The sequence below is a fragment of the Bryocella elongata genome (genome assembly GCF_900108185.1).
Taxonomy (GTDB): Bacteria; Acidobacteriota; Terriglobia; order Terriglobales; family Acidobacteriaceae; genus Granulicella; species Granulicella elongata.
The window spans coordinates 1,636,248-1,652,683 of sequence record NZ_FNVA01000001.1 but is presented as its reverse complement, the minus strand read 5'-3'; the positions used below and the strand labels follow the sequence as shown (position 1 = coordinate 1,652,683).

Genomic DNA, 16,436 nt, shown 5'->3' with positions numbered 1-16,436 from the left:
AGAGGGGCCATGGCCCCTCTCCCTTCGAAAACCACAACCATCAACAATGAAGAGAATCTCCAGTTATGAATGGCAGGAAGGCTGGGGGCAGGTCACCCCCGCGCGAACCGCATCGAGATGCGATCACTGAGGAAGATCGCCGGGTCGAATACGTCGGACTAGTCGAAGGCGCCGTAACCCAAATCCGAGTGTGAGCAAGATTGAGATTTCTGACTAGTTCTCGACGACAATCGTGTCTCGTTATGCGGGTCAGACGCTTGGTGTTAGCCGCGACACCAGATTAGACCCGAATTGGATCGTTCTGCGAGAAATGCGCATTCGCGGTGAAAACGTATAGAGCTGTGTATCGTCCAAAGAACCTATCAGACGTCTGTCAATCCAATAGCAGGGTAGCGAAATATCGGTGATCAGCGGAATAGTAGCCCGTATACCCCTGCCACCATTCCGCTATCTCTGCAAATCCCCGTGTTCCGGAACTCCCGGTTCGTCCAATAACTGAGTCGAGGATGCGGGACCAAGATCTCTCCAATTCCTCAACGCCCACACCGCTTTTTTACCGGGTGTGATCTCGATCAATTGTACTGTCGTGGGCTGGTCGTCTCGCGAAAGATTTGCGGAACGGTCATTAATCAACGTATTGCAGTTTCGAAGGCGACTCACCTCTTGTACCGTGTACAGTGGGATACCGGGAATGTCACCCTTCTTCACCTCCCAGACTGTCCGGCCTTTGTTATCGACCTCTCGCACGTTGCCCAGACCGTTGCCACTGATTACGGTGTTTCCATTGTCCAGACGGACCGCCGCCCATGCCGAAGGAGCAGGTACAGACCAGAGCTCCTTTCCATCGGACGAATACTCGACGACCCTCCCAGCGTCCATGTGCGCCACAAGGAAGGTACCTGCTTTAGTTGGTCGGACGTGCCGAAATTGACCGTGTATATTCTTGCTCTGGGTCGGAAGTTCGATTTCCTTCTCAATATGATTGTCGCTCTTGCGCAATATCAGCAATTTCGCTGGAGTGCCGTTCTGCATAATTAGAACGTTGTCCTTGCCCATCGGGTAAGCGGTATGCATCTCGGTGCTCGGAGGAGCATCGTAGTTTCAAACAATCGTCTTATCCGGGGTTACCTCGCTCGCTCCAAACTGACGAGAGAAGACGATGTTACCGTTCGACAGCCGGGTGCAATCCCCCAGTTCTCCATGTTTGCTATTCGTGAAAGTCCATACCACCCTTCCTTTCTCAACTAAATAGATAGTTTGATTGTCCAGGCTTTGGTCTTGCCACTCACCGCAGTACAGGAACGGATGTTGATTGAGACCTATGCCAGGAAATCCCGCTTCGCGCGGGGTGACTCGAGTGGGTTGAGTGACGCCAGGGCTCGTCGCGAGCAGGCATAATGATAGTGATATGATGATGAGATATACCCGCATAAGATCGTGCCTCTCTCTTCGAACTGTTTCCTTGGTCTGCCGGCAGTGCTAACGGATAACCGGCACATAGGACGTGACTCACTCCGGCTTTCCCAAAGAATGTTTCTCATAGGCATCCTTGAATAGACGAAAAGCCAGTTTTTTTTGTCCATCCTCGGAGATCAGCCCTTTCCGGTTGTAGCCATCTTGCAAACCGGGTATATTGCGAACTGGAGAGCGAAAATCCATAAGGATCCATGGGATTGTTCCACGAAGCTGGGGAATCTTTTGCAGCATCGCGAATTGATGCTGAAACACATAGACCTGTTGCTCTTCGGTCCACCGATTGGTCGGCGCACCGTGGTTGCCGTACTTGGCTTCGGCACCAAATTCGCTTATCAGAACCGGCTTTTGAGGCAGCGTCCAGTGAATTTTATCGGCGTCTTCAGGAGTCAAGTCGTACCAGCCGATGTATTCGTCTTGGCCAACTACGTCTAATGCTTCGCACAAAGGGTCATCGTTAATCATATCGAGTCCCTTGGCTCGTGGACCGATGATCGCGGACGTGATGAGCCGTGTAGGGTCCAACGTACGAGCTTCATTCGCCAGATTCGTGAGGAATGTGGTCCGCGTCGGATTGTTTGGAGTCTCATTGGATACCGACCAGAGTATGACAGAAGCCTTATTTCGGTCCCGCCGTATCATCTCTTTGAGCATGATCACGTCTTTGGCGTAGACCTCCGGCTTCTCGTAGGAAATATGCTGCCAGTTTGGTATTTCCGACCAGACCATGATTCCGTCGCGGTCAGCCTCGCGTTCCATGCGCTCGTCGTGGGGATAGTGGGCGAGGCGAACGAAGTTTGCGTTCAGATCCTTCAAATATCCGAACAATGTCGCCACGTCTACGTCGGAGTAGGCGCGACCGCCTCGAATCGGAGCCTCGGCGTGTAGGTTGGCCCCCTCCAGAAACTTAGCTTTGCCGTTTAGGAGAATGCGGGTCCCGTCCACACGAATGTCGCGGAACCCAATGTCGTCCGTTAGACTGTCTTCGCCACAGGAGAGCGTGACTTTGTAAAGCTTTGGTGTCTCTGGGGACCACAACGTGAAATGCGTGGCTTTGACGCGAAAGGGAGCGTTACCGGAAGCGTCAATCGTAGCCACAGCGTTTACCGCAGCCTCCGGAATGGCTACAGTTATGCGAGTGCCCGCACCTGCGCCAATCACGTGAACATATCCGGTCAGTTCGGTGTTGGCCGGATCAAACTGTGATCCGTGTTCAAGGTGCACATCGTAGTCATCGATGAACACACTTGGAACGGTCACGAGGGACACATCCCGAGTGAGTCCACCGTAATTGAACCAATCGATGCCGACGGAGGGAATACCGTCGACCAGTCGAGTCGCATCGACCGCTATGACGACAAAGTTGGTTCCGGGGTGGAGGACGCTGGTGACTTCGCAGTCGAATGGCGTATAGCCGCCCTCATGATCGCAGGCCCGACGCCGATTGACCCAAACATGCGTGCGATAGTTGGCAGCTCCGATGTGTAGGAATGTGCGCGTATTTGCGGCAGCAGGTTGAACTTCAAAGTCCCTTTGGTACCAGACAACACCTTCGTAGTTAAAGAGCTGCGGCACCTGCGTGTTCCAATCCCCTGGAACCCTGATAGTCGGAGCGGTCGAAAAGTCATACTCCTCATTGTGCTTGCCGACTATAACCGGATGCTCATTCATTGCATAGGAGTTGTCATTGATGCTGCCGTCGGCGTTATAGAGTGCTCGTCCTGGCGCTTGGTCAACAAGGTAATGCCAATCGCCATCGAGGCTCGCTGCGGGCCTGCGATCTATGCCCACCAGCAAAGTCTGCAACGGTTGCTGACAGAATGCGACGCAAGCAATTGTCGATAGGGACAAAATGGCTACGGCTGCGGCGCGAAAGATCGCGCATAACTTTAGGCGATGCCTCTGGATCATGGTGGAGATATCCTCGGAGCGAGATTACATCAACGAAACGCCAAATGTTTCAACCCCCTACTTTCGGCCGATGCGTGTGCGCGCAACGCTCCGCTACAGTTGCCGTGCGCAAAAATTGCGACTGGTCGCGTGTTTTAGGCGAAAAGTCCCGTTGCTGCCGGGAGGTTCTGGTGAAACTGTGTAAGCACTCAGCCCTTGTTGCGTTGGCTATCATTATGCTCGCTGTGACTACCCAATATGCGATCGCTCAGATTGCAGGGACGGGAACCATTCAGGGAATTGTGACGGACTCAACCGGCGCCGCAGTTTCAGGCGCTCAGGTCCAGGTTGTTGAGGTTAAGACAAACTTAGTGCGCTCCACGACCACAAGCAAAGACGGCTTCTATTCCATTGCTGCCCTCGACAATGGCCTCTATAGGTTGACGATCAGTGAATCAGGTTTCAAGACGGCGGTGCGAGACAATATCACTCTGAATGCCGTTCAAGTTCAGGGGCTCAACATCACCCTGGAGCTTGGAGAAGTGACTTCGAGTGTCACGGTCACGGAAGCTCCCGCCGCCTTGAACACTACCAACGCGACCCTTGGCAGCACAATCGATGTCGAAACCTACAAGGCACTGCCTATCATACTGAATGGCCAGCCGCGCGATCCCACGGCATTCGTTGCTTTGACGCCAGGAGTCAGCGTAGCCGGCGGCAACTATCAATTCAACGGCGGACAAACGAATACCAGTGAGACATATGTTGACGGGGTGGCGATGGACAACGCTAACCAGCAAAGCGACGTGTCCTCTATACACAATAGCTTCTCGTTCGATGCTGTTGAGCAGTCCGAAGCGCTCACCAGCAGCTTTTCGGCGGCCTACCAAGGGCAAGGGTTGCAAAACTACGTCCACAAGTCAGGAACAAACGCCTATCACGGAACCGCATTTGAGTATTTCCGCAACACTGCTCTCGACAGCTGGGGATTTTATGCGCCATATGTCATCAACGCTGTGACGGGGACTGCCATCAAACCAGTCGAACATGACAATGAGTTCGGGGGGACTCTGGGCGGTTACACACCCCACTTCAAGAACAAGATGTTTTTCTTTGTGTCTTTGGAGACAGAACACTACATTCACGGAAATAATCCTGGCTATACGACAGTACCGACTGCAGCGGAGCGGACGGGTGATTTCACCGCGTTGCCGGCGAATCAGCCCATCTATGACCCATCAACAACACTGTGCACGGGATCGACTTGCACGCGACAGCAGTTCATGGGAACAAAAAACGGTGTTGCAACGCCCAACGCAATTCCGTCGGGTGAGATATCTCCGATCTCAGAACACATGCTCAGCTTTCTGCCGGCTCCTAGCAACAACAACATTACCAACAATTATCTCGGCGGATTCAACACCGGCTTTAATTATCCTCGGCAGAGCTACAAGATGGACATCGACCTCATCAAGCACCATCGGCTGAGTGCTCCTTTCACATATGGTGCCCGCTTTGCAAATCCTGCGTGCTGCGATGCAAGCGGACTACCTCTGCCATACACCAACACCGTCGGCAATTCCCAAAATAACTTGACCGCACTCGTATCAGATACTTGGACTATCGGTAGCCGTGCGGTCAATAGATTGACATACGACTTCAACATCAACGGCTTCGGCAGCGGTGCCGGCAGCATCAATCCGAGCGCGTCGAATCCGGCGTGGTACGCAACCGCCGCAGGGATCACTAATCTTCCGGCGGGCCAAGCCTCAAACTCTTTTCCAAAGACGACATTTGGGGGCGCAAATGCTCCTGCCCAATGGGCCGGCGGTGAGGGAACCTTCGGAGGCGCGTACTGCAAGGTGTATCAAATCACCGACGGCTTCCAGATTGTGAAGGGGCGGCACTCCATCAGTATCGGAGGAAACTACCAATGGGAACAGACCGATCTCGTCCCGATTCAAACCAACACATATTTCACTCTTTCCTATTCCAACAATGAGACTGCAGGTCTGAATGCTGCGGGTACCGCCGTCAACACCACGCAAGGCGGGATTTGCCAGTTTCCTCATAGGCGCTGTCGACGGCGCTGGAATCAACGACGATACTCCGGTTCACGAGCTATACGGGCGGTATCACGCTTTCTCTCCTTTCGCCGAAGACGACATCAAGCTCACCAGCAAGCTGACGGTAAACCTGGGATTACGTTGGGACATCTGGTCTCCCTACAGCGAGAAGGAAAATCGGTTCTCGTTTATCAACTTGAATGTACCGAACCCGATCACAGGAACGCCGGGCGCGCTCCTCTTTGGCGGGAACGGGCCCAGCGGCACGTACTGCAACTGCACTCGACCCATTGGCACCTGGTACAAGAACCTCGGCCCACGTGTTGGATTTGCGTATGCCATCAATGGCAAGACCGCGATCCGGGGGGCGTATGGTGTTTCCTACACGCACGCTGGTGGTGTCGGAGGAAGGGCCAACGCAAGCACAGGAACTGGCCAGTTGGGCTTCACGGGTGGAATCTCCTCCGCCACTTCTAATGGCGGCCTCACTCCTGCCTTCTATCTGAATAATGCACCGGGCTTCACGTACATGAATAGCGCGGTACCGAGCTATGTTCCTCCTCCCAACATAAATTCCGCGACCGGCACGGGATTTACCACGACCCCTGGCTATACATCTCTATCGCCAAATGGCGTCAACTTCCCAGATCCTTACTTGAGCCGGCGAGCTCCGGAGTACCAAGACTTCAACTTCGGCGTCCAACGCGAGGTCATCCACCACACAACGTTGAGCCTAGATTATGGCGGCTCGACGGGACACTTTTTGGGAACCAGCATTGGTCGCACGATATACACCAACCAACTGAATTCCGCCACCTACGTTCTTGGCGGCCTTCTCTCGCAGCCTGCGAATCCGGCGAATATCGCCGCTGCGAAGGCTATTCTTCCGGCGTTCTCGATCCCGTTTCCTAATTTCTCAACCAGCGCGTCCATGGCACAAGCGTTGCGTCCGTTTCCGCAATACAACGGCTTCAGCGACATTTGGGGAGACATCGGCAGTTCCAACTATTCGTCATTGCAGCTCGCTCTAAAGCAATCAGATATTCGCGGGTTCACCTACGGTCTGTCATATACGTTTGCCAAGACGTTCGACGATACAGGCAGCTCTCGTAGCTCGTACGGCTATCAGGGACGCTCAGCTGCCCAAGAAGAGTATTCCTTGAGTACTATCGACGTCCCAAGCCACTTTACGCTCTATTACATCTACAACCTTCCGTTCGGTAAGGGGCGCGGAAACCATCTCTTAAACGCTTTGATCCAAGGATGGGCGTTATCCGGGATCGTTACGAGATCTTCGGGGACTCCCCTAGTGATCACAGCAACGGGTTGCAACAATCCTGACGGAGGAACCTGCATGCCAAATGTGGTGCCTGGGTATTCTGGATCACCACGGATCAATGGGGGGTGGGGTCGCAAAAATACCGCAACCCAAAGCTATGCTTACATTGACTCGGCGGCATTCGCGATTCCAGCAGCTTATACTCTGGGCAACGCACCTAGAACATATGCTTATGCTTTACGCAATCCTGGAACTTACGAAGAAGACCTTAGCGTCCGGCGTGTTTTCAAGATTTATGAAAGACCCAAGTTCACCTTCGAGATGAGTGCCTACAATCTTGATAACCACGTCGATTTCAATGGTCCAGCGACGACTGTCGGTAGCAGCATACTTGGCACCGTGACAAGCCAGGCGAATTCGACGAGAGACGCTCAGGCATCCGCGAGGCTTGACTTCTAGTGAGACGAGATCGATGTCCATCCGAACGCGTATGCAGTTGATGGCACTGAGAGTGGTTGGCACTTCGCCGCGCCGCTAATAAGTGGCATGTCACGCCAGCGTCGATGGGGGATGTGATGAAACGGAGAAAGCTAGCCGAGGCTGGATAGTACTCATGAACCTGAGCATATTCTTACGGGCTTTCTGGGCGGCGTCCCATCATGCACAAGCTACTCCCCCAGCGGCGGCACATCCTCGCACCGTGACCCAGTTCACGAACGGCTGGCGTTTCCTGCAGTCAGACGCTCCTAGGGCGGAGGCGCCCGACTACTCCGATGCGTCTTGGGCCGCGGTGACAATCCCGCGCGACTGGTCCATCGCTGGGCCGGTGAAGGAAGAGGCGCCAAGCCTTGCAGGCGGCGGATTCTTTCCCACTGGTGTGGGCTGGTACCGTAAAGCTTTCCATCATGCTCCCATTGAAGGCCGTAAGACCTACATAGCCTTTGACGGCGTCATGGCAAACTCAGCTGTCTATCTTAATGGCCATTTCCTCGGACATCATCCGTACGGATACACCAGCTTCTTCTATGGCCTCACGCCTCACCTAATCAGGGCTGTGGCTCGAAATGATGAGAAGGTTGTGGCGACGGAATCGTTGAAGACAGCGGGTAAGCCTGCACGAATCCAATTTTCCGCGGATGACGCAGGCGCGCCGCCGACTCCGGACTGGAACGACGTACGTTATGTCACGGCGACCCTAGTTGACGCGGCTGGAACCCGAATTTCTGGCTCGGCTACGCTTATCCACTTCGCGGTCACTGGTCCAGGCAGAATCACCGCTGTCGACAATGGAGACATGATGGACCATGAGGCGTTTCAAGGTAGAGACCGGAAACTATACGACGGCAACGCAGTCGCGATTCTGCGTGCAACGGAATCGAGTGGGCGGATTATCGTCACGGCAACAAGCAGCGGCCTTACAACTGCAAGCTTCAAACCGAACACTGGCGATGTGAAGCCTCCTGCCTTCGGACGGAGATTTTGAACGGAGGCAATCCTGCTATAACGCTCGCTCGTTCCGGCTGTTAGGCGATGTCGAATTGTAAATTTCGCTCGCCGAACTGCGGGCTCATAGGCTCGTAGTTGTGACAATCGTTTCCGATGATTGAGCAGCGCGCATTCGATTGCAGGCAGGTCGCATTACGCACAATCATCCCGTATCCTCGCGTCATCTTTTTTAGGAGCCATTCTTTGATGTTCTATTCACGTCGACGCTTTCTTGCCGATACCGGTCGAACCGCGGCATCCACACTGCTTGCCAGCAGCCTACCTGACTTTGTGGATGCACAGACAGGTGCCCCCTCCGGGGCTCCCGACGCCTATGCTGTTCCGAAACCGATGATCGCCGAACCATACCAGCCAACTTGGGAGTCGCTACGCGATCACTATAGCGTGCCGAAGTGGTTCAATGATGCGAAGTTCGGCATTTTCATTCATTGGGGACTGGACTCGATCCCCGCACGTCTCAACGAATGGTATGAGCGTCATATGTACACGACGGATGCCAAGTGGCATACCGAGAATTACGGCTCCCCGAACAAGTTTGGCTACAAAGACTTCATCCCAATGTTCACGGCCAGAAAATACGATCCTACCGAGTGGGCGCAGCTTTTTGCGGAAGCAGGCGCCAGGTATGTTGTGCCGGTTGCCGAACATCATGACGGCTTCGCTATGTGGAATTCGGATATCACGCCATGGTGCGCCGGAAAAATGGGACCAAAGAGAGATCTCATAGGAGAGCTCGCGACCGCAGTGCGCAGAAAGAATCTGATCTTCGGGGTTTCAAACCATCGCATGGAACATGATGCTTTCGCATACCCGGCTCCTGGCGTCCCAAATGACGAGTTTGATCCAAAGTATGCGGGCTTTTATGGGCCGCCGATCCAGGGTGAATTTAATAAATCGAACGCTTCTCTGGCATTCCAGAACGACTGGTTGGCTCGTGTCCAGGAACTTGTCGATAAGTACGAACCTCAGATGATTTACTTCGACAACGGAGTGAATACACGCACCTATGATGACGTCAAGTTGCGCGCCGCGGCCTACTACTACAATCGGGCGGCGGAGTGGGGTAAGGAATCCACATTGGCGACGAAGGACGTTGCATATCTGTTCGGGTCGGTGCAGGATTTTGAGAAACAGGCGCGTGCACCCAAATGGATATACAACGCCGCAGGATGGCAGGTAGATGATGCTCCTGGAAGCACTTGGGGTTATACAAATGGAATGACAATCCGTTCGCCCGAGAGCGTCGTACGTGAATTGGTGGAGTTATCAAGTATGGGCGGCAATCTTCTTTTGAACGTCTCGCCGATGGGTGATGGTTCGATTCCTGTGGAGCAGCAAGAGGTCTTGCTGGAAGTAGGCAAGTGGCTTAAGGCGAATGGCGATGCGGTCTACGGGGCGCGGCCTTGGATACGCATGGGCGAAGGCCCCCTCATGCCCCTGGAGCCACCAGGTGACTGGAAGGGAGGCTCTACCGCACAGCAGGGCCCGAAGATCGAGCGAAAAGCAGTCCAGCCGCCAAGCGAAGAAGATTTCCGCTTCACGGTCGCGCAGGGAGCGCTCTATGCGATTGGCTACAGCCGCCCTGCCCGTGACGCTCGGATTACATCACTGGCATCAAACAAGGCGGTCGTCGAACGTGTGACGATCCCAGGTTCTGGTGATCATTTGAAATTCCGCCAGACCCCCGGAGGCTTGGTCGTTTCACTTCCTGAGATGACAGCAGCAGCAAAGATGCCATATGTTCTGCGCATCGAGGGTAACCTGCCCATTGGTGCATCGTGAGTGCGCGGCGCTGCTGGTGGATGAGGAAGTGGGTGATCTCGGTCACTTCCCATCCCATCTGCCAGAAGTTGCCATGGTCTGGAGCAGGCCCTCCAGCGGTATCGTTACCGCTTCTGGCCAACGGCTAATAGGCATTCCTCGATGCCCGCACAGGCGCTACGCATGAACGAAGCATTGAAGCCGGGGCTCTGGTCGGAAGGAAGCCGCTGCGCCTGCATAAGAAATCCTACGCCTGTGCGCCGGTCGAAAAGCGACGCCAGACGGCCAACTTGTGCTGCTGAGACGATCACCTGGATCTTTGAGTTTCCGAGGAGCGGTGGGGCCAGAACTGAATTCATTCCACGATCCTTGCACACGGAATCTATGTGCGTTCGGAGCCTACCGGGCAGCCGGCACCAAAGCCGTATGTCGTCGTAGGTGTGAAGGAAGTGACCGGACGCACCTTCTAACGGACTTCTGAGCCGGTTAGGTCGGCAAAGGCCGGCTTTCTGGCCAATTTGGCATTAACTTTCCAACCAGTGAGCGATGGGCTGACCGTGGGGGCAGCCCAAACCTGCCCCCCAAGGAGAAGGGTATTTAGGCCGAGGTTGTCGTTGGCGCCGTGGAAGACACCATCGCCCTCGCTACCCGCAAGTTCTACAAGACCCAGGAGAGCTCGTCGTCAAGGTACGCAAGGCCATCCTGCGATCGATCCAACCTGCTAGCAATCATCTGCAATCGGTCTGCCCGGCGTTTTTTGTACCAGTCTGAGTGATAGAGACTGAGTACAAGGAGCCTGATATGGCGAGGGGCAAGAAGCATACAGCGGAGCAGGTGGTGAACCTGCTGCGTCAGATCGAAGTGGCTGTTGCGAACGGGAAGACGAAGGTGCTGGCGTGCAAGGAAGCGTCGATTACGGAGCAGACTTACTATCGCTGGCGTCGCGAGTACGGTGGGCTACAGGTGGACCAGGCGAAGCGCCTGAAGGAGCTTGAGGCTGAGCATGCGAAGCTGAAACGTCTGGTGGCGAACCTGAGCCTGGATAACCTCGTGTTAAAGGACTTCGCCTCGGGAAACTTCTAAGCCCGGAGCGTCGCCGGGATGCGGTAGCTCATGCGCAGGACCGGCATGGAGTCACCGAGCGCAGGGCGTGCTGTCTGGCTCATCAGCCACGCGGCACGCAGCGCTACCGGCTGACGCAACGGGCGGACGAAGACAAGCTCACTCAGGCGATCGTAACGCTGGCCGGCCAGTATGGCCGCTATGGGTATCGACGGATCACTGGCGACGCGAGGGCCTGAAGGTTCCGCAGAAGCATAGGCCACGCGGTCGGTTGTGGTTCAACGATGGCTCCTGCGTGCGGCTGCGGCCGGCGCATGCGAACCATGTGTGAGCTATGACTTCGTCAGCGTGCGCACACATGATGGCCGCATGGCGCGTGCTCTGAACCTGATCGACGAACACACGCGGGAGGCGTTGCTAGTGCGGGTAGAGCGCAGGTGGTCAAGTGCGAAAGTGATCGCTGCGCTGGCCGACGTGATGGCCATGAAGGGAGTTCCTGAGCATCGACGTTCCGACGACGGGCCCGAGTTCATCGCACACGATCTGCGCAATTGGCTTCATGATACGGGAGCGAAGACGATGTACATCGAACCTGGGTTCACCGTGGGAGAACGGCTACTGCGAGATCTTCAACTCGAAGATGAGGGACGAGTTCCTCAACGGAGAGATCTTCTACTCGATGAAGGAGCTGCGGGTGCTCGCCGAGCGCTGGCGCAGACACTACAACACCATCCGGCCGCACTCCTCGCGGGGATACCGCCCGCCGACACCGGAGGGCCTGGTTGGCAACGAACGCTCGGCAGACGGAGGAGCCGTTCGCTACGCTCATGCCTCCTCCGCCTGCCCCATCCTGCATCGATCGAAACAAGAGAATCGATGCGCTACACTAACAAACTCGCTGGTACAAAAGATCGGTCAGGCCAGATCTGTAAATGATCGCGGTCGAGACCCGATCTTCAGCATTCACTGGTGTACAAACGGTGTACAAAATGCGCCCGAGACGTCCCGAAACAGGCTGAATCGCGCTGTAATACTCTCTGTCACACAACAACATACACAGGGTGGGGCCGTTTCGTAATCAGCAGGTCAACGGTTCAAGTCCGTTCGTCGGCTCCATAAAATCAAGCACATACGAGTCGCTGGATAACCGCCTGGTGCACAAGTAGCGTACCGTTGACTTTTTCTGCCAGCTCTTGCATCGCTTCATGGGCCGTCTGCGGGACGGTCTTGACGGAAAAGCGCTGATCGTACGAACGTGCTCGCGCCTCAAGATCAACTGGACCGCCGTGTCTTCGACGCCAAGCTTCCTGAGGTTCGTCACGAGTCCCCGACGATATGCCTGCCAGCCCTCCCACTCCATCTGGTTCGATTCGACGATCGGCATGATCACTCGATCCGCGAGGTTATCGAGATCGATCGCCCCGTTGATGCGATTGACGAAGATGAATCCTGCGGCATGTTCCGGCTTGATCGCATCGAGCATCAGGCGAAGCGGATGGATCACGGGAACTAACCCCGGGTCATCCACATCTTATTCCTCCGTCTTCGTGCTCTTCACCGTTGAGTTCCAAACACTCCGACAGATGAAAAGCACGTCGCTACGATCGTCGTCCCACCATAGCCCTCGAATGCCGTCTATGGCTGCGAGAAACGGCTGGGCAGTTCATTGCGGCTAAAAGAAGTACTTCGCTGCGAGCTGAATCGTTCGATGTCCTTGCCGGACGGTCGTTACACCTGCCGTGGAGGCGTTGGTGGGAGCCGCGTTCAGGGCGGTGTACCCCAGATAGAGGGACGAGTCGTACTGGAGGTAGGTGTCGAAGGAGCGGTTGAGGAAGTTGAAGCCCTGGAAGCGAAGCTCCAGCTTGCCGTTCTCGCGCACCTTGAAGTCCTTGAAGATGCCGATCTCGTCGTTGAAGTAGGCGGGACCGTGGATGTAGGGAATTCGGAATGCTCCGTTGTGCCCTTCGTATGGCGCGGTGAAGCAGCTCGGGTTGAAGTACTGATGAGCCTTGAGTCCCTTGCGCGGATCGCACGTAACGAAGGGCACGGCTGCCTCGTCCGGCGTGCCATTCACGGAGTCATTGCTAATGGAGACGCTGGTGCTGCCATAGGAGGCGCTGGCCGGGGCCTGGCTTGCGGGGTAGGTGCCGTAGATGCCGATCACCTGGTTGCCGCTATATTCGTTGTGATTGGCTCCGTTCTGCGGGATGTCGGTGAAGGGCGTTCCTGAGCCGTACTGCTCGATGCCGGAGATGCGCCAGCCGTCGAGCAGGCCGTTGACGACCATGTGGTTGCCGAGATGCTGGCGGCTCACGTCGGGCAGGAGGATGTAGTAGGAGACGTTGAGCGACTGGGAGCGATCGAACGGCTCAATGCTGTAGCAGTTCTGGTGATTGAAGGAGTCTTCGCAGGTGTCGCCGAGGGCCTTGCCGAAGGTGTACGTGATCCAGGTATTGAACCATCCCTTGCTGCGCGAGGCGGTGACCTGCAGCGAGTGATAGTTGGAGCCGAGGTTATGGGTGTTGTAGCCGATGTCGCCGTAGGACTTGTAGGGGCGGTAGAGCTGTTGGTAGTAATTGCCACCGAAGTAGGGGCCGCCGTCGTGCGCGGTGGTCGCCGAGTTCAGCGGAACGAGGTTGGTGGCGTAGTAGCCGTTGAGGTGACGCGTCGTGTTGCCGACGTAGCTGGTCTCGAGATGGATGGCCGCCGGGAAGATGTGCGAGACGGCGAGGTTCCAGGAATAAGTGACGGGAGCGGCGTGGTCATTGGGATCGGCGCTGCCGTAGACGACGCCAGGGTTGGAAGCGGGGCTGATGGAGGAAACGGTGGAGAGCGTGAGTGGCGTGCCGGAGCTGGCGTAGTAGCTGAAGATGTCGAGGTTGGGCGGCGCTCCGACGGCTGAGTAGGCGTTGATGCCGGGATCGACGTAGTAGTTGGTGCCGAAGCCTCCGCGGAGGATGGTCTTCCCGCTGCCGTCCAGATCGAAGGCGAAGCCGGCGGAGGGCGCGAACTCGAAGTTGAGAGGCTTGCGGCCGGAGATGTCGATGGAGGAGTTGGTCGCGTGGTCCTGCATACCGGAGTATGCGGTGATGGCGGCGGATGCGCTGTAGGCGGAAGGGTTAAAGACGGAGATGAGGCCGTTGGTGTCGTACCACCAGGCGATGTGGTCGAGGCGCGCTCCGTAGTTCACGGTCAGGCGGTTGTTCACCTTCCAGGTGTCTTCGCCGTAGAAGTCGAAACGCTTGTTGCGCATGTGCGCCATGACGTTGGAGCTGGACTGGGTGTATCCGGCGATGTCTCCGACGAGCAGGTCGGCGAACTCGTTGCCGGTGGAGTTGTTGATGGCCTGATAGGCGGTTGTGGGATCGCCCGTGGCGCCGTAGGTCCCATAGGTGGCGATGGTGGAGTAGATGGTGCCGTTGTCGCTTCCGGTGGTGAGGTTGTTGTAGCGGGCGAGGACGTCGTAGAAGCCGAACTCAAGCAGATGCGCTCCAAGCTTCTTGGTGAGGCCATCGCTGATGGTCGTCGTGTTCTGGACGCCGGTGAAGGGAGGAGTCTCGCCTCCGGGGATCTGGTTGCTGGCATGCGGGTAGCTGAAGCTGACGTTCGGCAGAACGTCGGAGCCGGGGTAGACGTTTGCGTAGGGATAGGAGAGCTTGCTGCGCGAGACGGCGCTCTGATTGCCGAGGGTGATGCCGAGGGCGAAGCGGGTGTAGGAGACGGTGAGCGCGTTGGTCAGCGTATTGGAGAGCGTAGCCGTGAGGCTGGTGACGAGCGAGTTGGAGGAGTTGGAACCCTTCTGCGCGGCCGGATAGACGATGGTGTTGTAGTTGATTGTGTTGTACGGGCCATAGGGGGCGGGAACGCTTTCGTTTTCGTGGTTGAAGCGCGAAGAGAGATGCAGGCGCTGGCTGATGTTGTAGTCCAGCTTCAGGTTCTCCTGGTTGCGCGGGTCGGAGGTGACGATGTCCGTGATGAGGTTGTAGCCCTGCGCGTTGTTGGCGGGGTTGGTGTTGGGAAGCGGGAAGAGCGCGTTGATCAGCTTCAGAGCGCCGGCATCGGTGGCTGCGGTGTTCACGACGCCGTTGTAGCCATTCGCGTAGGTGACGCCGGTGCAGTAAGGCGTGTAGGAGTAGGCGTAGCCGACGCAGGGCGCGTTGGTCACGTAGTAGTTGCGGTAGACGCCGCCGGAGAGGGCATTGAGCTCGGCCGAGGTAAAGATGCCCTGGCGCATCTGCGGCGTGGGGACAATGCCTCCCTGCGTGCCGAGGTCGACGTGCTGCTGCGTGATCTCGGTCGCGACGAAGAAGAAGAGCTTGTCGTGGTTCTTGTTGAAGTTCGAGCCGGGGAAGAGGACGGGGCCGCCGATGTTGAAGCCGGTGTAGTAGAAGGAGCTTTGCGCCTTGGGGAGGCCAAGAGCCTTCGTGTAGGGGTCCGTTGCGTCGAAGACGTGGTTGCGGGCCTGCAGATAGGCTTCGCCGTGGAAGTGGTCTCCGCCAGACTTGGTCTGCGTACGGAAGACAATGGGGCCGTCAGGCTGCACGGAGGAGAAGGCGCTGGTCTCCACCTTGGCTTCGGAGATCATGTCGACGTTTGGCGTGACGGCGGCGGCGCCAGCGGTGTTGAGGTCGGTCACAGGCGCGCCATCGGAGACAATCTGCACTTGATCGAAGCGATTGCCGTTGATGGTGTAGGTGCTCGCGTTTTGTCCGAAGCCCGCCTGCTGCCGGTTGTAGGTGCTGGTGAAGTTGCCGGTGTTGGCCGCGCCGGGGATGAGGTCGAGCAGCTCGATGGCGCTGCGGCTTTCGACGTTGAGGTTCTGAATCTGTTTGTCCGAGAGCGTGTAGGACTGCTCGCCGGAGGTGGTGGGCGTGATGTCACCGGTCTCCGTCGTGACGGTTACGCTTGCGTCGCTGGAGGCGATCTTGAGCACGATGGCGCGGAGGTCGAGCTGATCGTTGATATGGACGGCGATGCCGTTCTCGCGCGTGGGGCGGAAGCCGGGCGCGGTGACGAGGACGTCGTAAATCGCGGCGGGCACGGCAACGAAGGCGATGACGCCGTCCTTGTCGGCGACGGTGTTGCGCGCGACCTGGGTGGATTCCTGGATCAGCGTGGCCTTCGCCCCGGGAATGACGGCGCCGGTTGGGTCTTCCACGGTGCCGCTGATGGTGGCGGATCCGGCCTGCGCAAGGAGTGAGGTGGGAAGCGAGGCCAGCAGAAGGAGCCCGGCGAGATGACGCGGCGAGAGAATCCGTTGCGAGGGGCAGAGAGAAAAGATCATGAAACGCGTGCCTCCAAAAGGCAATGCCTACAATCGGTCGTATCGTGGCGGCCTGCGCAACACAAAAGATGGCGTGCGCCGCAGCGATGAAACTCTATGCGCCGGAGTATGCCGC

Annotated in this window: 7 protein-coding genes and 3 pseudogenes; 5 read left to right on the top strand and 5 right to left on the bottom strand. The window is 56.6% G+C overall.

The window, feature by feature from the left end; all coding sequences use genetic code 11:
• Positions 1–447: 447 nt before the first annotated feature.
• A pseudogene (locus tag C4S68_RS06345) lies at positions 448–1,080 on the bottom strand (beta-propeller domain-containing protein); the annotation flags it as partial.
• Between the two features lie 429 nt (positions 1,081–1,509).
• The gene (locus C4S68_RS06340; protein ID WP_103932069.1) at positions 1,510–3,384 is read right to left on the bottom strand and encodes a glycoside hydrolase family 2 protein; all 1,875 of its coding nucleotides are present in this window, start codon (positions 3,382–3,384) and stop codon (positions 1,510–1,512) included.
• Here C4S68_RS06340 and C4S68_RS06335 point away from each other — a divergent pair.
• From C4S68_RS06335 to C4S68_RS06325, 4 genes and pseudogenes are all read left to right on the top strand, one after another.
• Positions 3,294–5,363 (top strand): annotated as a pseudogene (locus tag C4S68_RS06335) (outer membrane beta-barrel protein); the annotation flags it as partial. The gene C4S68_RS06340 and the pseudogene C4S68_RS06335 overlap by 91 nt on opposite strands.
• A 16-nt stretch (positions 5,364–5,379) precedes the next feature.
• Positions 5,380–7,167: an outer membrane beta-barrel protein gene (locus tag C4S68_RS22890; protein WP_160115034.1), complete on the top strand. Its 1,788-nt coding sequence runs from the start codon at positions 5,380–5,382 to the stop codon at positions 7,165–7,167.
• Between the two features lie 241 nt (positions 7,168–7,408).
• Positions 7,409–8,191 carry a sugar-binding domain-containing protein gene (locus C4S68_RS06330; protein WP_160115033.1) on the top strand — a complete coding sequence of 261 codons (783 nt, stop codon included), beginning with the start codon at positions 7,409–7,411 and terminating at the stop codon, positions 8,189–8,191.
• Positions 8,192–8,307: 116 nt separating this feature from the next.
• Positions 8,308–9,996 (top strand): alpha-L-fucosidase, encoded by a 1,689-nt coding sequence (locus tag C4S68_RS06325; RefSeq protein WP_103932067.1) that lies wholly within the window; start codon positions 8,308–8,310, stop codon positions 9,994–9,996.
• 104 nt (positions 9,997–10,100) lie between these two features.
• On the opposite strand, the gene C4S68_RS06320 is transcribed toward C4S68_RS06325, so the two are convergent.
• Entirely contained in the window at positions 10,101–10,334 is a 234-nt protein-coding gene (locus C4S68_RS06320; protein WP_103932066.1) for a hypothetical protein, read from the bottom strand.
• A gap of 442 nt (positions 10,335–10,776) precedes the next feature.
• On the opposite strand from C4S68_RS06320, the pseudogene C4S68_RS06315 reads away from it, so the two are divergent.
• Positions 10,777–11,821: pseudogene (locus tag C4S68_RS06315) on the top strand (integrase core domain-containing protein); the annotation flags it as partial.
• A 294-nt stretch (positions 11,822–12,115) separates the two neighbouring features.
• Here the strand turns inward: C4S68_RS06315 and C4S68_RS06310 are convergent.
• On the bottom strand, positions 12,116–12,565 hold the full coding sequence (locus tag C4S68_RS06310; protein ID WP_160115032.1) for a hypothetical protein: 450 nt from the start codon (positions 12,563–12,565) through the stop codon (positions 12,116–12,118).
• Between the two features lie 144 nt (positions 12,566–12,709).
• Complete coding sequence (locus C4S68_RS06305; protein WP_103932064.1) at positions 12,710–16,321, bottom strand: TonB-dependent receptor; 3,612 nt, start codon at positions 16,319–16,321, stop codon at positions 12,710–12,712.
• Between the last annotated feature and the right edge of the window lie 115 nt (positions 16,322–16,436).